Annotated in this window: 15 protein-coding genes and 1 riboswitch; of the genes, 10 read left to right on the top strand and 5 right to left on the bottom strand. The window is 66.2% G+C overall.

All coding sequences use genetic code 11. The annotated features are described in order from the left end of the window. Nucleotides 1–124: 124 nt before the first annotated feature. Nucleotides 125–3,178 (top strand): EAL domain-containing protein, encoded by a 3,054-nt coding sequence (locus ARADN35_RS0118840; RefSeq protein WP_010464884.1) that lies wholly within the window; start codon nucleotides 125–127, stop codon nucleotides 3,176–3,178. A gap of 209 nt (nucleotides 3,179–3,387) precedes the next feature. Here the strand turns inward: ARADN35_RS0118840 and ARADN35_RS0118835 are convergent, their stop codons facing one another. Then, entirely contained in the window at nucleotides 3,388–5,373 is a 1,986-nt protein-coding gene (locus tag ARADN35_RS0118835) for a monovalent cation:proton antiporter family protein (protein ID WP_010464882.1), read from the bottom strand. A gap of 127 nt (nucleotides 5,374–5,500) precedes the next feature. On the opposite strand from ARADN35_RS0118835, the gene ARADN35_RS0118830 reads away from it, so the two are divergent. From ARADN35_RS0118830 to ARADN35_RS0118815, 4 genes are all read left to right on the top strand, one after another. Then, nucleotides 5,501–6,502, top strand: a complete 1,002-nt coding sequence (locus tag ARADN35_RS0118830) for a KpsF/GutQ family sugar-phosphate isomerase (RefSeq protein ID WP_010464880.1) — start codon at nucleotides 5,501–5,503, stop codon at nucleotides 6,500–6,502. A gap of 130 nt (nucleotides 6,503–6,632) precedes the next feature. Continuing rightward, nucleotides 6,633–7,193 (top strand): KdsC family phosphatase, encoded by a 561-nt coding sequence (locus ARADN35_RS0118825; RefSeq protein WP_029414183.1) that lies wholly within the window; start codon nucleotides 6,633–6,635, stop codon nucleotides 7,191–7,193. A 76-nt stretch (nucleotides 7,194–7,269) separates the two neighbouring features. Beyond that, a complete protein-coding gene (gene lptC, locus ARADN35_RS0118820; protein ID WP_035197631.1) occupies nucleotides 7,270–7,884 on the top strand; it encodes an LPS export ABC transporter periplasmic protein LptC in 615 nt (204 codons plus the stop codon). Nucleotides 7,885–7,908: 24 nt separating this feature from the next. Continuing rightward, nucleotides 7,909–8,688, top strand: a complete 780-nt coding sequence (locus tag ARADN35_RS0118815; RefSeq protein WP_029414182.1) for an SDR family oxidoreductase — start codon at nucleotides 7,909–7,911, stop codon at nucleotides 8,686–8,688. A 162-nt stretch (nucleotides 8,689–8,850) separates the two neighbouring features. On the opposite strand, the gene ARADN35_RS0118810 is transcribed toward ARADN35_RS0118815, so the two are convergent. Further along, a complete protein-coding gene (locus tag ARADN35_RS0118810) occupies nucleotides 8,851–9,384 on the bottom strand; it encodes an RNA recognition motif domain-containing protein (RefSeq protein WP_010464873.1) in 534 nt (177 codons plus the stop codon). A gap of 272 nt (nucleotides 9,385–9,656) precedes the next feature. Beyond that, nucleotides 9,657–10,052, bottom strand: coding sequence for an RNA recognition motif domain-containing protein (locus ARADN35_RS0118805; protein WP_010464871.1), 396 nt, complete (start codon nucleotides 10,050–10,052; stop codon nucleotides 9,657–9,659). Between the two features lie 332 nt (nucleotides 10,053–10,384). After that, nucleotides 10,385–10,579, top strand: a riboswitch (yybP-ykoY riboswitch). Nucleotides 10,580–10,587: 8 nt separating this feature from the next. Between ARADN35_RS0118805 and ARADN35_RS0118800 the strand changes: the two genes are divergently transcribed. From ARADN35_RS0118800 to ARADN35_RS0118785, 4 genes are all read left to right on the top strand, one after another. Then, the gene (locus ARADN35_RS0118800; protein WP_010464869.1) at nucleotides 10,588–11,154 is read left to right on the top strand and encodes a TMEM165/GDT1 family protein; all 567 of its coding nucleotides are present in this window, start codon (nucleotides 10,588–10,590) and stop codon (nucleotides 11,152–11,154) included. A 248-nt stretch (nucleotides 11,155–11,402) separates the two neighbouring features. After that, complete coding sequence (gene metX, locus ARADN35_RS0118795; RefSeq protein WP_010464867.1) at nucleotides 11,403–12,533, top strand: homoserine O-succinyltransferase MetX; 1,131 nt, start codon at nucleotides 11,403–11,405, stop codon at nucleotides 12,531–12,533. Continuing rightward, nucleotides 12,530–13,114: a methionine biosynthesis protein MetW gene (metW, locus tag ARADN35_RS0118790; protein WP_010464865.1), complete on the top strand. Its 585-nt coding sequence runs from the start codon at nucleotides 12,530–12,532 to the stop codon at nucleotides 13,112–13,114. Before metX ends, metW begins: the two co-directional genes overlap by 4 nt. 84 nt (nucleotides 13,115–13,198) lie before the next feature. After that, the gene (locus tag ARADN35_RS0118785; RefSeq protein WP_010464863.1) at nucleotides 13,199–14,347 is read left to right on the top strand and encodes a glycerophosphodiester phosphodiesterase; all 1,149 of its coding nucleotides are present in this window, start codon (nucleotides 13,199–13,201) and stop codon (nucleotides 14,345–14,347) included. Here the strand turns inward: ARADN35_RS0118785 and ARADN35_RS0118780 are convergent. Both ARADN35_RS0118780 and ARADN35_RS0118775 read right to left on the bottom strand, forming a co-directional pair. Continuing rightward, a complete protein-coding gene (locus ARADN35_RS0118780; protein ID WP_010464861.1) occupies nucleotides 14,316–14,966 on the bottom strand; it encodes an NAD(P)H-dependent oxidoreductase in 651 nt (216 codons plus the stop codon). The two genes, ARADN35_RS0118785 and ARADN35_RS0118780, sit on opposite strands and share 32 nt — an antisense overlap. Before the next feature lie 72 nt (nucleotides 14,967–15,038). Further along, complete coding sequence (locus ARADN35_RS0118775) at nucleotides 15,039–15,509, bottom strand: MerR family transcriptional regulator (protein ID WP_010464860.1); 471 nt, start codon at nucleotides 15,507–15,509, stop codon at nucleotides 15,039–15,041. 185 nt (nucleotides 15,510–15,694) lie between these two features. On the opposite strand from ARADN35_RS0118775, the gene otnI reads away from it, so the two are divergent. Beyond that, entirely contained in the window at nucleotides 15,695–16,507 is an 813-nt protein-coding gene (otnI, locus tag ARADN35_RS0118770; protein WP_010464858.1) for a 2-oxo-tetronate isomerase, read from the top strand. Nucleotides 16,508–16,605: the final 98 nt, after the last annotated feature.

Raw genomic sequence — 16,605 nt, 5'->3', positions numbered from 1 at the left:
GTGTATCCAGCCGGGGCGGGGTGCTTCGGAGGCGTGCCCGGAGCGCTGCGAGCCCCCATAATGTTTCTGTGCTGTTACACCCCTGGTAGCAGCACGCTGGACCACTCCACCACGCCGATCGGCCATGCCCATCTCCATTCTGCTGATCGAAAGCGATCCCCACCACGCGCAGGCGGTGGTGGATGCGCTTGCAGACCCGTGGTCGGGTTGGCGGGTGGATGTGGCGGACTCGCTGGCACAGGCCCGGGACTACCTGGGGCGCCGCAGGCCAGACATCGTGCTGGCGGCGCAGCGCACGGTCGATGGCTCGGCCTTCGACCTGCTGCGGCTGCTCGATGGCGTCCCGGCCATGATCATCGTGCGCCGGGGCGCCGAGACCCATGCGGCCCAGGCCATGCGCCACGGCTTTGATGACTATGCCGTGCAGGACCCCGCACTGGACTACCTGTTGACTCTGCCCGCGCAGATTGATTCGGTGCTGGAGCGCAGTTCCAGCGCCCGTGCCCGGCTGGTGGCAGAGGCCATGCTGACGCGGCAGCACCGGTTGCTGCAGGCGATATCGCTCGCGCAGGCCATGTTCATCGCCAGCTCCGGGCCCCGCGCCGCGTTCGAAGCCTTGCTCAAGGAGCTGATGTCGCTCACGCAGAGCGCCTTTGGCTTGGTCGGGCAGGTGCAACGCGCCGCCGACGGGCATCCCTTCCTGCGGGTGCATGCGATGACGGACATCAGCTGGGACGAGGCCTCCCATGCCCTCTATGCCCAGCACGCGGAAGAAGGCATGGTGTTCGACAACCTGCACTCCCTGGTGGGCGCCGCGCTGGTGTCGGGCGAGCCGGTGCTCACCAACGATGCGAACCACGACCCGCGCAGCGCGGGCACGCCCCCGGGCCATCCCGCGCTGCGCACCTACCTGGGGCTGCCCATCCATGCGGCGGGGGAGCTGGTGGCCATGGTGGGCCTGGCCAACCGGCCCGAGGGGTATTCAGCGGCGGATGTGCAGTTCCTCCAACCCTTGCTGAACACCGTGGGCCAGCTGGAAATGGCCCGTCGCGCCGAGCTGGCCCGCAGGGCGGTCGAGGCAGAACTGGAGCGCACCAGCGCCTTGCTGGCGGAGAAGACGCGAGCCCTCGAAGGCACGCTGGCCAGCGTGTCGCAAGGCATCACCAACGTGGACGCCGAAGGGCGGATCCGGGTCTACAACCGGCGCTATCTGGAACTGCTGGATCTGCCCGAATCCCTGCTGGCCACCCAGCCCAAGGTCGAGGATGTGGTGCGTTTTCAGACCGAGCGGGGCGATTTCGGCACCGGGTTTGAGCTCATTGAGCCCATGGCGCGCAACTATGTGGCATCGGAATATTCGGCCCACGGCGGCAAGCTCACCATGCCGGACGCTTATGTGCGGCGTACCCACAACGGCCGCTACATCGAAGTGCGCACCCGTGCCCTGGAGCCCGGGGGGCGCGTGCGCACCTTCACGGATGTCACCGACTACCTGAGCACCCTGGAGGCCTTGCGCCTGAGCGAATCGCGGTGGCGCAGCCTCACCCACCTGTCCTCCGACTGGTACTGGGAGCAGGACGCGCAGTTTCGCTTTGTGCGCCTGGACGGCAACCCCTACAAGGAAGCCGGTGTGCCCGACGAAATGCACTACGGGCGCACGCGCTGGGAGCTGCCCAACAGCTTCGTGAGCGAGGGCCAGTGGCGCGCGCACCGCAGTCAGCTGGAGGCACACGAGGTGTTCCACGATTTCGAAATGCAGCGTCTGACCGAGGATGGAAAACCCGTATGGGTCTCCATCAGCGGGGAGCCCATCTTTGATGGGGCCGGCCAGTTCACGGGCTACCGGGGCGTGGCGCGCGACATCACCGAACGCAAGCTGGCCGAGGCCGAGATCCAGCGCCTGGCCTTCTATGACGAACTCACCGGCCTGCCCAACCGGCGGCTGCTCATGGACCGCCTGGACCGCACGGCCAACGCGTGCGCGCGGGAGGGTTGCCACGGGGCCTTGCTGTTCCTGGACCTCGACAACTTCAAGGGCATCAACGACACCATGGGCCACGAGTGGGGCGATCGGCTGCTCGTGCAGGTGGGCGGGCGCATCGCCGCTTGCGTGCGTGCCACCGACACGGTGGCACGTTTGGGCGGAGACGAGTTCGTGGTGGTGCTGCAGGGCCTCCATGCCGAAGTGGACGCTGCGGCCGCAGAAGCCGAGGCCGTGGCGCAGAAGGTGCTGGCGGCGCTGAACGAGCCCTATCTGGTGCAAAACAGCGAAGTGCACAGCACGCCCAGCATTGGCATTGCCCTTTTTCGCGGTGTGCAGCTGCCTGTGCAGGAGCTGCTCAAGCGCGCCGATCTGGCCATGTACCAGGCCAAGGCGCAGGGCCGCAACACGCTGTGCTTCTTTGACCCCGCCATGCAGGCGGCGGCGTCTGCAAGGTCGGCGCTGGAAGGCGACATGCGGCAGGGCATCCTGCGCAACGAGTTCCTGCTGCACTACCAGCCGGTGGTGGACGAGGCCGGCAAGGTGCTGGGGGCCGAGGCACTGGTGCGGTGGAACCACCCGCTGCGTGGCATGGTGTCGCCCGGGGACTTCATCCCTCTGGCAGAGCAGACCGGCCTGATCCTGGCGCTGGGCCGCCAGGTGCTGACCATGGCCTGCCGCCAGCTGGCGCTCTGGGCCGCAGCGCCGCAGACCGCAGGCTGGAGCGTGGCCGTGAACGTGAGCGCGCAGGAGTTCCGGCAACCCGACTTTGCCGAGGAAGTGATCAGCGTGCTGCGCGATTGCGGGGCGGACCCGGCACACCTCAAGCTCGAACTCACCGAAAGCCTGCTGCTGCATGACGTGGAGGACAGCATCCTCAAGATGCAGGCGCTGCGCACGCTGGGCGTGGGCTTCTCGCTGGACGACTTTGGCACGGGCTATTCATCGCTGAGCTACCTCAAGCGCCTGCCGCTGGACCAGCTCAAGATCGACCAGAGCTTTGTGCGCGACGTGCTCACCGACCCCAACGATGCCACCATCGCCTGCACCATCATCACCCTGGCCCACAGCCTGGGCCTGGACGTGGTGGCCGAAGGGGTGGAAACCGAAGGGCAGCGCGCGTTCCTGCTGCGCAACGGTTGCCAGCAGTTCCAGGGCTACCTGTTCGGGCGGCCCGGGCCCGCCGAGCTTTTGTAGATTGCTATTAAATATATAGCTATTGACGCTTGATAGATAAGCGCTAGAGCCATATTTAATTCAAATTTTGGCGTCAGCCTCAGCAACTGGCACGCATCAGGCGAGAGATGCCAAGCAAGGGCCGCCCCGCAGCGAGGGCATCGTCCCCCTTCCCGGAGCGCGTAGAGAGAAGGGGGAAGGCACGCAGTGCCTCAGGGGGATGTACCCTGCTACCCGCGCAGCAACTTGTCCTCCGCCAGCGCCAGCGCCGCCGGGTGGCCCGAGAGCACCAGCGTATCGCCTTCGGCCAGCTGCGCGTCGTCCACGGCGTCGCTCATGTGGCCGTTGCCGCGCCGCAGGTTCACCACGCGCACGCCCATGGCGGGCAGTGCCAGCTGGCCCAGGCTGCGGCCCAGGGCCGTAGCACCGGGCGGCAGGTTGAGGGTGGACAGGCGCTCCTGGTCGCGCTCGTTGGCCGTGTCGTCGTCGGCGCCGTGGAAGTAGCCGCGCAGCAGGTTGTAGCGGGCATCGCGCTGGTCCTGCACCAGGCGCAGCACGCGGCGCATGGGCACGCCCACCAGCGCCAGCGCGTGGCTGGCCAGCATCAGCGAGCCCTCGATGGCCTCGGGCACCACCTCGGTGGCGCCGGCGGCCTGCAGCTTGTCCAGGTTGGCGTCGTCCTGCGTGCGCACCACCACCGGCACGTGGGGTGCATGGGACCGCGTGTTGGCCAGCACCTTGAGGGCCGCAGGCACGTCAATGTAGGTCACGGCCACGGCACTGGCCCGCACCAAACCGGCCGCCATCAGCGCCTGCAGGCGGGTGGCGTCGCCGTACACCACCGAATCTCCGGCGGCGGCGGCCTGGCGCACTCGGTCGGGGTCCAGGTCGAGCGCCATGTAGGGGATGCCCTCATGCTCGAGCATGCGCGCCAGGTTCTGCCCGCAGCGGCCATAGCCGCAGATGATCACGTGTTTGTTGGTGTTGATGGACTTGCGCGCAATGGACGTCATCTGCAGCGACTGCTGCAACCAGTCGCTGGCCACCAGCTTCATCACGATGCGGTTGCTGTACATGATGAGGAAGGGCGTGGCCAGCATCGACAGCACCATGGCCGCCAGGATGGGGTTCATCAGCGCGGGCTGCACCAGCCCGTTGGCCTGCGTGAGCGACAACAGCACAAAACCGAATTCACCCGCCTGGGCGAGGTACAGCCCGGTGCGCAGGGCCACGCCGGTGGTGGCCCCCATGCTGCGGGCCAGCACCAGGATGATCACCAGCTTGAGGAGCAAGGGCACCGTGAGCAGCGCTAGCACCAGCGCCCAGCGGTCCACCAGGATGTGCCAGTCCAGCATCATGCCGATGGTGATGAAGAACAGCCCCAGCAGCACGTCGTGGAACGGGCGGATGTCCGTGCCCACCTGGTGGCGGTATTCGGTCTCCGACACCAGCACGCCGGCAATGAAGGCTCCAAGGGCCAGGCTCAGCCCGGCCAGCTCCGTCAGCCAGGCCAGGCCCAGCGTGATCAGCAGCAGGTTGAGCATGAACAACTCTTCGCTCTTGCGCCGCGCCACCAGCGTGAGCCACCAGCGCATGAACCGCTGACCACCCGTGAGCAGAATGCCCACCAGCACGGTCGCCTTGATCAGCGCCCAGCCCAGTGACGTCAGCAACTCGTCGGGGGACGAGCCCAGGGCCGGAATCAGCACCAGCAGCGGCACCACGGCCAGGTCCTGGAACAGCAGGATGCCCATCACACGGCGGCCATGTTCACTCTCCAGCTCGGCCCGTTCGGCCATCAGCTTGACCACAATGGCCGTGCTGCTCATGGCCATCACGCCCGAGAGCGCCAGCGCGGTCTGCCAGCCCATGTCCCACACACCGCCCGCCCAGCGGGCCAGCAGCAGTGCGGTGCCAGTCACCACCACCATCGTCAGCACCACCTGCATCAGCCCGAGGCCGAACACCTGGCGCCGCATGGCGCGCAGCTTGGGCAGGCTGAACTCCAGGCCAATGGCGAACATCAGGAACACCACGCCAAACTCGCCCAGGTGCCGCACGCCTTCCGAGTTTTGTGCCAGCGCCAGCGCATGGGGGCCGATGAGCACTCCAGCGGCCAGGTAGCCCAGCATGGGTGGCAGCTTCAGGCTGCGGCAGACCACGACACCCAGCACTGCGGCCAACAGGTAAAGCAAGGTGAGGGCGAGGGAGGACATGGTTCGATGCTATCCGAGGCTCGCAGGCGGCCCAGGTGTTTTCTGCTCGAAGCATGCTCCGTGCCAGAGCGATGGCAAAAAAATCTTCGCCCCGTGCGGGCATGCCCCGGTCGATAGAATCCTCGGGATGACCCCTGCCCCCGCCACGCTGCCCCCTTTTGATGCCGAGCAGGCCCTGCGCCTGGCCCGTGAGACCTTTGACATCGAGGCGGCGGCGTTGACCGGGCTGGCGGCCCGCGTCGATGGCATCTTTGCCCAGGCGGTGCAGATGGTGCTGCAGGCCCGGGGCCGTGTGGTGGTGATGGGCATGGGCAAAAGCGGCCATGTGGGCCGCAAGATTGCCGCCACGCTGGCTTCCACCGGCACGCCTGCGTTTTTTGTGCACCCGGCGGAGGCCAGCCACGGCGATCTTGGCATGGTCACTGGCGACGACCTGGTGCTGGGCATTTCCAACAGCGGCGAAAGTGGCGAGCTCACCGCCATCCTGCCCGTGCTCAAGCGCCTGGGCGCCCCGCTGATCGCGATGACCGGCGGGCTGCAGTCCACGCTCGCCCGCCATGCCGATCTGGTGCTCGACTGCAGCGTGGAGCGCGAGGCCTGTCCCCTGAACCTGGCCCCCACTGCCAGCACCACGGCCCAGCTGGCCATGGGCGACGCCCTGGCCGTGGCCCTGCTCGACGCACGGGGCTTTCGCCCCGAAGATTTCGCCCGCTCGCACCCCGGCGGTGCGCTGGGGCGCAAGCTGCTCACCCATGTGAGCGATGTCATGCGCACCGGCAGCGAGGTTCCGCGCGTGGCGCCCGACGCCTCTTTCAGCGACCTCATGCGCGAGATGAGCGCCAAGGGACTGGGCGCCTCGGCCATCGTGGATGCAGCCGGCCAGGTGCTGGGCATCTTCACCGACGGCGACCTGCGCCGCCGCATCGAGGCCGGGGCCGACCTGCGCACGGCCACGGCGGCCGAGGTGATGCACCCCAAACCGCGCCGCATTGCCCCGGATGCCCTCGCGGTGGATGCCGCGGAAATGATGGAAGCCCACGGCATCACCAGCGTGCTGGTGGCCGATGCGGCAGGTGTGCTGATGGGGGTCGTGCACATCGGCGACCTGATGCGAGCGAAAGTCATATGACCCCCGTGGAGAGGACCCCCCTGAGTCGCTTCGCGCCTTCCCCCCTTGAAGGGGGGACGCACCCCCTGGCCCGGCGAAGCCGGTTCCACGGGTGCGCTGGCTTTTGCCGTGCTTGTTCAAACGCTGCGTGATGGCTTCTGACGTGACCTTTCCTGTGCTGCAATTTCCCCCCGAGCTGCTGCTGCGCGCCCAAGGCGTGCGCATTGCCTTCTTCGATGTCGATGGCGTGCTGACCGATGGCGGCCTGTATTTCAGCGAATCGGGTGAAACGCTCAAGCGCTTCAACACCCTGGACGGACATGGGCTCAAGCTGCTGCAAAAGGCGGGCATCACCCCTGCGGTCATCACGGGCCGTGACTCCGCGCCGCTGCGCGTGCGCCTGAAGGCGCTGGGCGTGGAACATGCCGTGTTCGGCACCGAAGACAAACGCCCCGCTGCCGAGCAGATGCTGGCCACGCTGGGGCTGGACTGGTCCCAGGCTGCCGCGATGGGCGACGACTGGCCCGACCTGCCGGTGATGCGCCGCAGTGCTTTTGCGTGTGCCCCGGCCAACGCGCAGGCCGAAGTGCGCCATGCCGCCCATTTTGTGACGCAGGCCCATGGGGGCGATGGCGCTGCGCGCGAGCTGTGCGATCTGCTGCTGGTGGCCACCGGGCGTTACGCCGCGCTGCTGGCGGAGTACACCGCATGAGCCTGCATTTCCTGCGCTCTTTGCCCCTCTGCCAGGTTGCCGTGCCCGGCCCGGAGGCAACGCCGTGACGCGCAACATGGTTCGCCAGGGCTGGGAACAGTTCTCGCTGTATCTGCCCGTCGTGCTCATGGGGCTGCTGGCGCTGGGCACCTGGTGGCTGGTGCGCAACGCGCCCATGCCGCTGCTACCTACTGCCGAGCGCCAGCAGGGGCACCAGCCCGACTATTTCATGAAGTCGTTTTCGGTAAAAAGCTTTGACGCCACGGGGCGCCTGCAAAGTGAAGTGCAAGGCGAAGAGGCGCGGCACTACCCCGACACCGATACGCTGGAGATCGACAACGCGCGCATGCGCTCGGTAACACCGCTCGGCCGCCTCACCGTGGCCACGGCAGACCGGGCCCTGACCAATGCCGATGGCTCGGAAGTGCAGCTGTTTGGCAACGCCATCGTCACGCGAGAGCCCCTGCCTGCCAAGCCAGGATCGCCCGCCCAGCCCCGGCTGGAGTTCCGCAGCGAATTTCTGCACGCTTACACCAACACCGAACGCGTGCGGTCTGACAAGCCCGTCACACTCACCCGCGGCAACGACCGTTTTACCGCCGATGGCATGGACTACGACAACCTCGACCAGGTGCTGCAGCTGCGCGGACGTGTGCGTGGCGTGCTCCAGCCCGGCGTGGCCAAGCCCTAGTACCTTGCCCCATTCGGAACCCGCATGACCACTCCCCTTGTTTTCATCACCGGCGCATCCAGCGGCATTGGCCAGGCCCTGGCCTTGCGCTTTCACCGCTCGGGCTACCGCCTGGCCCTCGTGGCACGGCGAACTTCTGAGGTGAAAACATGGGCTGGCACTCAAGGAATAAGCGCTGATAGCTATGAAATTTATAGTGCTGACGTGGCCGTGACCGACAGCATCGTCGTTGCGGGCCGCGATTGCATCGCGCGCCAGGGGGTGCCCGATGTGGTCATTGCCAATGCGGGCATCAGCGTGGGCATGGACACGGCGGTGCGTGATGACATCGACGTGATGGCGCGCACCTTTGCCACCAACAACATCGGCGTGGCGGCCACCTTCCATCCGTTTGCCGACGCGATGGCGCAGCGGGGCAGCGGCACGCTGGTGGGCATCGGCAGCGTGGCAGGCATCCGGGGCCTGCCCGGGCACGGTGCGTACTGCGCCAGCAAGGCGGCCGTTATCAGCTACTGCGAGAGCCTGCGCGGGGAGATGCGCCCGCACGGAGTGCGTGTGGTCACCATTTCTCCGGGCTACATCGATACTCCGCTCACCCGCCAGAACCGCTACGGCATGCCGTTTCTGATGCAGGCCGATGATTTTGCGGACCGTGCGTTCCGGGCCATCACGGCCGGCGTCAGCTACCGGGTCATCCCCTGGCAAATGGGGGTGGTTGCCAAGTTGCTGCGCATGGTGCCGAACGTGCTGTTCGACAAGCTGCTGGCCGGGCGTCCACGCAAGCGGCGCCAGAGCGAGCAGTAGCCGCCAGCCAGGCCTCGGCCCCCTCTTTGGGGTCTTTTGTGCAGGCTCTTCGTAGCTGTGCGGGACGAAGGTACCGCCGACAACCGCCGGAATCCCTTGCTTGTTGGTAGCGCATGAAAAAAGCCCCCGAGGGGGCTTTTAGAGAAATTTCAAAGACAGTTTTCAGTAGCTGTTGCCGCCGCCACCGTAGCCACCGCCACCACCGTTGCGGCCACCGCCGCCGCCGCCGCCATTGCGGGAACCGGAACCGTAGGGGCTGCGGAATCCGCCTTCACTGCGGCCGCCGCCACCGTAACCGCCACCTCCGCCTTCACGGCCACCACCATAGCCTCCACCGCCGCCTTCACGGCCACCGCCGTAACCGCCGCCACCACTGCGGCCCCCGCCGCCGCCGCCGTAACCGCCGCCACCACCACCGCCAAATCCACCACTGCGGGGCGGACGGGGTTCCATGGGGCGTGCTTCGTTCACAACGATGCTGCGGCCACCCAGTGGCTGGCCATTCATACCGTTGATGGCGGCCTGGGCTTCAGCATCGTTACCCATTTCCACGAAGCCAAAGCCCTTGGAGCGGCCCGTGTCGCGCTCCATCATGACCTTGGCGCTGGTCACCGCGCCGAATTGGCCAAAGGCCTGTTCCAGATCGCTGTCGCGCACCGAGTACGGCAGGTTGCCGACGTACAGTTTGTTGCCCATCGAGGGACTCCTCAAAAACACATGGATAAAGCGATGGAGTCCCGAAAACGCAGCCAGCTAATCTCAATGACGCTCTCAGCGCGAAACTGACGGATCACCGCAAACTTGGAAAACGGGCAAAGCCCGCGAACCCATTATGCGCCACACTTTTGGTGAAAAAGCAAGCGGCAATGCCGACTGTGGTGGCGATACCGCGCAGGCATGAAAAAAGGAGCCCTGGGGCTCCTTTGTTTTGCCTTTGGCAGACGAAAAGGTCTGCCAGCAAGGTCTTTTTAGTAGCTGCTACGGCCACCGCCGTAACCACCACCACCGCCACCGCCACTACGGCCACCGCCGTAACCGCCGCCGCCGCCACCACCGCCGTAACCGCCGCCACCACCGTTGCCGCCGCCGAAGCCGCCGCTACGGGGAGCGCGTGGCTCCATAGGACGGGCTTCGTTGACCACGAGGTCACGGCCGCCGAAGTTGGTGCCATGCACGCCTTGGATGGCGGCTTGGGCTTCAGCATCGCTGCCCATTTCGACAAAGCCGAAACCCTTGGAGCGGCCGGTGTCACGTTCCATCATGACCTTGGCGCTGCCGACCGAGCCGTACTGGCTGAAGGTCTGTTGCAGATCTTCGTCGCGGAAAGAATAAGGCAGGTTGCCCACGTAAAGTTTGTTGCCCATGAAGGACTCCTGAAAAAACACAAAAACGCGATGGAGTCCGACGCAATCAACAAACCTGTGACGACTTCAAAGACGCGAAACTGACCATTCACCGCTAAGCCAACTGCTTTCCTGCAAGCAGAAAAGCGAACCCATTATTAATCACTTTATGAGGTGTGTGGGGTTTATTTCTGGGGGAAGCCACTCATCGGGCACAAATTTGTAGAGATTCCGGGCTGCGCGCAAGGGGTATTCAGGGGAAACCCGCACAGTTTGTGGTGCCATGCCGCCGTATTCAGGCGCTAGCCACCGACGGCCCAGCCCGAGGCCCCTGTCCGCCAGCAGGGTAAAATACGCGGGTCTTTGGGGAGTAGCCCGCCCGGCCGCGCAATGCGCCGGGGGCATGCGTCAACACACTTGGGTTCTTCGAAACCTATGGCGTATGCGGTTTTTTGAACTGGGCGAGACCATTGACTGCAAACCGATCCACATGGCCGGAGTCGGGGTGCAGTCAATGCGTTTTTCACCCATCCGGCCGGATAGGACCCCCTCCCCCATGGAAGCCTTCTTCATTTCTACCGCCATCGTCGCGCTTGCCGAGATGGGCGACAAGACGCAGCTGCTCGCGCTGGTGCTGGCGGCACGCTTTCGCAAACCCTGGCCCATCGTGTTCGGTATCCTGGTCGCCACGCTGGTCAACCACGGCCTGGCCGGTGCTGTCGGTGCCTGGGTGACCACCTTCCTGGGCCCCCAGGTACTGCGCTGGATCCTGGGTGCATCGTTCATTGCCATGGCGGTCTGGATGCTGATCCCCGACAAGCTCGATGAGGGTGAAGCCGACGGATCGCCACGCTGGGGTGTGTTTGGCACCACCGTGGTCGCATTCTTCCTGGCCGAGATGGGCGACAAGACCCAGATCGCCACCGTCATGCTGGCTGCCAAATACAACGCCTACCTGTGGGTGGTGGCGGGCACCACGCTGGGCATGATGCTGGCCAATGCGCCGGTGGTCTGGTTGGGCGAGCGCATCACGCGCAAGGTGCCCATCCGCGCGGTGCACCTGGTGTCTGCCGCCATCTTTCTGGTGCTGGGGCTGCTGGCGATTTTTTCGTCTGCAGGTTGATCTGGTCGGTGCGACGGGCTGTGCGTTGGGGCTCTGCTTTGGTATATTTGCCAAACGCGCCGATTTGCCACAGCTTGCGGGCGCTTTATAAATCCTGCTAAAGACCCGTCCGACACATCTGCCCGGCCTCGTTTTTAGCGACGCCGGGTATTTTTTTGCGCTGGGTCCGGTCTCCAGGCAAAAGCGGCTTCCTTGTGGAGCAGCGGCGCGCGCAAGCGGTGGAACGTGAGGGCCCACCAGTTCCAACTATGTCGTTCATCGCCACACCCCAGACCATGCACTTCCCGGAGGTGCTGCCGCTGCAAAGCGGCGCGACCATCCGCGCCTTCGACCTGGCCTACGAGACCTACGGTACGCTGAACGCCGACCGCTCCAACGCCGTGCTCGTGTGCCACGCCCTCAACGCCTCGCACCACGTGGCGGGCGTTTACGCGGGGCAGGACAAGAGCGAGGGCTGGTGGGACAACATGATCGGCCCGGGCAAGCCGGTGGACACCGACCGCTTCTTCGTGATCGGCGTGAACAACCTGGGCTCGTGCTTCGGCTCCACCGGGCCCATGCACAACCACCCAGATACTGGCGAGGTTTATGGCGCGGATTTCCCGGTGGTCACGGTGGAAGACTGGGTCAACGCCCAGGCCCGCCTGCTCGACCGCCTGGGCATCCAGCAGCTGGCCGCTGTGCTGGGCGGCAGCCTGGGCGGCATGCAGGCGCTGAGCTGGACGCTTCAGTACCCCGACCGCGTGCGGCACGCCGTGGTGGTGGCCAGCGCGCCCAACCTCACGGCCGAGAACATCGCCTTCAACGAAGTGGCCCGCCGCGCCATCGTGACCGACCCGGACTTCCACGGCGGCCATTTCTATCGCCATGGTGCGATCCCCAAGCGTGGCCTGCGCATCGCCCGCATGATCGGCCACATCACGTACCTCAGCGACGACGTGATGAACGAGAAGTTCGGGCGTCAGCTCAGGGAGGGCCTGGAGCTCAAATACAGCACCCAGGACATCGAGTTCCAGATCGAGAGCTACCTGCGCTACCAGGGCGACAAGTTCAGCGACTACTTCGACGCCAACACCTACCTGCTGATCACCCGCGCGCTCGACTACTTCGACCCCGCGCGCACCCATGCCGGCAACCTCACACGCGCACTCGCCCGGGCGCAGGCCAAATTCATGCTGGTGAGTTTCACCACCGACTGGCGCTTTTCCCCCAAGCGCAGCCGCGAGATCGTCAAGGCCCTGCTCGACAACCGCCGCAGCGTGAGCTACGCCGAGATCGATGCACCCCATGGGCACGATGCCTTTTTGCTCGATGACGCCCGCTATATGGGCGTGATGCGCTCTTATTTCGATAGCATTTCCAAGGAGCTGCAGCCATGACCGAAAAAGCGGCAATGCAAGCCCTGGCGCGCCTGGTGCCCCCCGGCTCGCGCGTGCTCGACCTCGGTTGCGGCAACGGCGCCATGCTCGACTACCTGCAGCGCGAACGCGGCTGCAGCGGCTACGGCGTGGAAATTGACGACGCCAACGTGCTGGCCTGCGTGCAGCGCGGCGTCGATGTGATCCAGCTCAATCTGGACGAGGGCCTGGCCATGTTCGGCGACAACTCGTTCGACGTGGTGCTGCAGCTCGACACACTGCAGCATCTGCGCAATGCTGAAACCATGCTGCGCGAGACCGCCCGTGTGGGCCGCACGGGTGTGGTGGCCTTCCCCAACTTCGCACACTGGCCCAACCGCCTGTCCATCCTGCGCGGTCGCATGCCCGTCACGCGCCGCCTGCCCTACCAGTGGTACGACACGCCCAACATCCGTGTGGGCACCTACAAGGACTTTGAGGTGCTTGCCACCAAGAACAGCCTGCGCATCCTGGATGCGTTCGGTTTGCAGGATGGGCAGGAAGTGCGCTGGCTGCCCAACGCGCGGGCGGGCACGGCGGTCTTCCACTTCGAGCACGCATAGCGCTCGCTGGCGCGCTCCGAAGCTGCGACACGACACTGTCAAGCGCATCGGCTAAGGTGCGGGCTCTGTTTGTAGGAGACCCGCATGAAACGCATTGCACTGCGCGCCGTGACCGCTGCCGCGCTGCTCACCACCTGGGCGCTGGGCGCCGCCGCCCAGCAGACCTGGCCGCCCACCCCCACCGTGATCGCCCACCGGGGCGCCTCGGCCCTGCGGCCCGAGCACACGCTGGCGGCGTACCAGAAGGCCATCGACGACGGCGCCGACATCATCGAGCCCGATCTGGTGATCACCAAGGACGGCGTGCTGGTGGCCCGGCACGAGAACGCTATCGCCATCCTCAACGCCGACGGCTCGGTGAAGGAGGCCACCACCGACGTGGTGGACCGCCCCGAGTTTGCGACCCGCAAGGCCACCAAGACCATCGACGGCCAGGCCCTCACCGGCTGGTTCACCGAAGACTTCACCCTGGCCGAGCTGAAAACCCTGCGCGCCCGCGAGCGCATCCCGGCGCAGCGCCCGGCCAACGTGGCCTACAACGGCCAGTTCGAGGTGCCCACCTTGCAGGAGGTGATCGACCTGGCCAAGACGGCCAGCGCCAAAACGGGCCGCGTGATCGGCATCTACCCAGAGACCAAGCACCCCACCTACTTCGAGTCCATTGGCCAGCCGCTGGAGGCACCGCTGCTGGCCGTGCTGGAGAAAAACGGCTGGAACCACAAGGACGCCCCCGTGTTCGTGCAGTCGTTCGAGGTCAGCAACCTGCAGGCCATCCGCAAGCAGAGCAGCGTGCGCCTGGTGCAACTGGTGGCGCCCTCGGGCCGGCCGTATGACTTTGTGGCGCAAGGCGCGGCCAATGCGCGCAGTTATGCCGACCTGATCACTCCCGAAGGCCTCAAGCAGGTGGCCGCCTACGCCAACGCCATCGGCCCCTTCAAGACGCTGGTGGTGCCGGTCAAAGAAGGTGTTCCCGGCGAACCCACGCCGCTGGTCGCACAGGCCCATGCCGCCGGGCTGGCCGTGCACATCTGGACGCTGCGGCCTGAAAACGCCTTTCTGCCCGCTGGCCTGAAGAAGGCGCCCAACACCGATGGCACCGCGCGCGGCGACAGCGTGGGCGAGATCACGGCGTATCTGCGCGCAGGCATCGACGGTTTCTTCACCGACGACCCCGTCGTGGGCCGCGCTGCCGTCCAGGCCTTCACGGCGAAGGGGATGACGGCGACGAAGTGACGGGCGCCGGGCGCGGCTTGCCCGGTGTAGCGCGCGTGCCCTGGCGCTGCCCCAGTTGCCGCGCCTTTTCCACCCACAACGCCAGCCGCTCGGCGCTGGCGCTGCGCACGGGGCCAAAGCTGTGCACCTGCACGGGCCGGATGCCACAGAACTCCAGGATGGCCTTCTTCATCTGGTGGTGGCCCGGCATGCGCGTGACCCAGCGGAAGTACCAGGGCGGCGAGTCCATGGTCACCAGCAGCTCGGCCGAGCGGCCTGCCAGCAGCCTGTCCCACAACGATGAGCCCTTGCGGTACTTGAAGGCGTAACCCGGCAGCAGCACGCGGTCGATAAAACCCTTGAGCAGCGCCGGCATGGCGCCCCACCAGATGGGGTAGACCCACACCAGGTGGTGGGCCCAGGTGATGTCGGCCTGCGCCGCCAGCAAGTCGGGTTCCAGCGGCTGGACGGCGCTGTAGCCCTGAAACAGCGGGTTGAATGCGAGCTGCCCCACGTCCAGAAACCGCACCTGCGCCCCGGCGTGCCCGGCGCCCTCGGCATAGGCGCGTGCCATGCCTGCGCACAGGCTGCTGGCGGCGGGGTGGCCCAGGATGACCAGAATATTGTGTGGTTCTGCCACAGACGCTCCATCACGGTGTTGTTGATGGCGCCATGGTCACCTTGCCCCACGGGACAGAGTCAAGCGGTCAGGTCAAGGGGAGGCGAATCTTGCGGCGCCCGCCGTGGTGGCTGCGCTGAATGGTGCGGATTTGTGTTCTGGCGGCATCACTGGCAATGCGGGCGGTGCTGCGCACGCCTGGGGCGTGACGGGCACGGCCAGCGTGTCGCAGGTGTGCAGTTCGGCCTCCAACACGGCCAGCTGTGTGTCCAACGCGGCCAGGCGCGCCAGCTCCTGCGCCACGGCGGCCCGCCGCCCGGCGACGAGCTGGGCCATGCGTTCCCAGCCCGCAGCCGTGTCGATGTGGGGCAGGCCATCGAGTTCAGACAGCCGAAAGCCCAGCGCCTGGGCCTGGCGGATCAGCAACACGCGCGCCACATCGGCCTCGCCATAGTGGCGGTAGCTGCCCGCACGTGCCACTGTGCCCAGCAGGCCACGGGACTCGTACAACCGGATGGCCTTGGGCGTGGTGCCGGTGCGGCGGGCGAGTTCTCCGATGCGCATGGGAGGTCCTGGTGTGGAGTGAAAACTATCAAAATAATAGCTTTTAGCGCTTATGGGTAAAGCGCTAGCGGCCAATTTGACTCATATTTTGGTTGGGTGAAGTGTCGGAGGTCCCGCAGATCCCGATGCCACACGATAAGCTGCGGCGCTCTGATTCCCTCTTCCATCTCCCGCCCGCACCCGCCATGCCCCAGTTTGCCGCCAACCTGAGCCTGATGTACACCGAGCTGCCGTTTCTGGACCGCTTTGCCGCTGCGGCGCGCGACCGGTTCACGGCGGTGGAGTTCTTGTTTCCCTACGCCTTCGAGCCCGCCGAGGTCGCTGCGCGGCTCACGGACAACGGTCTGCAGCTGGTGCTGTTCAACGCCCCGCCCGGCGGTACCGACCGCATCCAGATGGCGGCGGCCTGGGACCAGAACGCGCGCGGCACCGCAGCGCTGCCCGGGCGTGAGGCCGAGTTCCGCGCGGGCGTGCAAGAAGCCCTGCGCTATGCCGAGGTGCTGGGCTGCCCGCGCATCCACGTGCTCTCGGGCATCGTGCCGCCCGGTGTGGAGCGCGAATCGCTCAAGGACCTGTGTGTCAGCAACCTGCGCTGGGCGGCGGCCGAGGCTGCGCGCGCGGGGCGCGACATCCTTATCGAGCCCCTCAACCTGCGCGACGTGCCGCGCTACTTTCTGAACCGGCAGGACCACGCCCACGAGCTGCTCGACGCCGCGCAGGCCAACAATCTCAAGGTGCAGATGGACCTGTACCACTGCCAGATCGTGGAAGGTGACGTGGCCACCAAGCTGCGCCAGTACCTGCCCACGGGCCGGGTGGCGCATATCCAGATTGCCGGAGTGCCTGGGCGCCACGAACCGGACCAGGGCGAGTTGAACTACCCCTTCCTCTTCGACACCATCGACGCGCTGGGCTACGGCGGCTGGGTCGGCTGCGAGTACCGGCCGGCGGCGGGCACTTCGCAAGGCCTGGGCTGGATGAACAGGAAGACCCCCTGAGTCGCTTCGCGCCTTCCCCCTAGAGGGCGCGCCTTCGCTGCGGGGCGGTCCTTGCTCGGCTTCCTCGGCGCGGGCAGCGCCGGTTTCGCAGGCTACGG

It is taken from the genome of Acidovorax radicis N35, assembly GCF_000204195.1.
GTDB classification, from domain to species: domain Bacteria; phylum Pseudomonadota; class Gammaproteobacteria; order Burkholderiales; family Burkholderiaceae_C; genus Acidovorax; species Acidovorax radicis.
Note: the sequence above shows the minus strand (reverse complement) of the source record. Positions and strands in the feature narration are given on the sequence as shown.

What these genes read in the sequence shown, in the direction of transcription:
- ARADN35_RS0118810 (WP_010464873.1), bottom strand. Translation starts at nt 9,384, where the DNA reads ATGGGCAACAAACTGTACGTCGGCAACCTGCCGTACTCGGTGCGCGAC.
- lptC (WP_035197631.1), top strand. Translation starts at nt 7,270, where the DNA reads ATGGTTCGCCAGGGCTGGGAACAGTTCTCGCTGTATCTGCCCGTCGTG.
- ARADN35_RS0118805 (WP_010464871.1), bottom strand. Translation starts at nt 10,052, where the DNA reads ATGGGCAACAAACTTTACGTGGGCAACCTGCCTTATTCTTTCCGCGAC.
- ARADN35_RS0118825 (WP_029414183.1), top strand. Translation starts at nt 6,633, where the DNA reads ATGGCTTCTGACGTGACCTTTCCTGTGCTGCAATTTCCCCCCGAGCTG.
- ARADN35_RS0118815 (WP_029414182.1), top strand. Translation starts at nt 7,909, where the DNA reads ATGACCACTCCCCTTGTTTTCATCACCGGCGCATCCAGCGGCATTGGC.
- metW (WP_010464865.1), top strand. Translation starts at nt 12,530, where the DNA reads ATGACCGAAAAAGCGGCAATGCAAGCCCTGGCGCGCCTGGTGCCCCCC.
- ARADN35_RS0118835 (WP_010464882.1), bottom strand. Translation starts at nt 5,373, where the DNA reads ATGTCCTCCCTCGCCCTCACCTTGCTTTACCTGTTGGCCGCAGTGCTG.
- ARADN35_RS0118840 (WP_010464884.1), top strand. Translation starts at nt 125, where the DNA reads ATGCCCATCTCCATTCTGCTGATCGAAAGCGATCCCCACCACGCGCAG.
- otnI (WP_010464858.1), top strand. Translation starts at nt 15,695, where the DNA reads ATGCCCCAGTTTGCCGCCAACCTGAGCCTGATGTACACCGAGCTGCCG.
- ARADN35_RS0118775 (WP_010464860.1), bottom strand. Translation starts at nt 15,509, where the DNA reads ATGCGCATCGGAGAACTCGCCCGCCGCACCGGCACCACGCCCAAGGCC.
- ARADN35_RS0118830 (WP_010464880.1), top strand. Translation starts at nt 5,501, where the DNA reads ATGACCCCTGCCCCCGCCACGCTGCCCCCTTTTGATGCCGAGCAGGCC.
- ARADN35_RS0118800 (WP_010464869.1), top strand. Translation starts at nt 10,588, where the DNA reads ATGGAAGCCTTCTTCATTTCTACCGCCATCGTCGCGCTTGCCGAGATG.
- ARADN35_RS0118785 (WP_010464863.1), top strand. Translation starts at nt 13,199, where the DNA reads ATGAAACGCATTGCACTGCGCGCCGTGACCGCTGCCGCGCTGCTCACC.
- metX (WP_010464867.1), top strand. Translation starts at nt 11,403, where the DNA reads ATGTCGTTCATCGCCACACCCCAGACCATGCACTTCCCGGAGGTGCTG.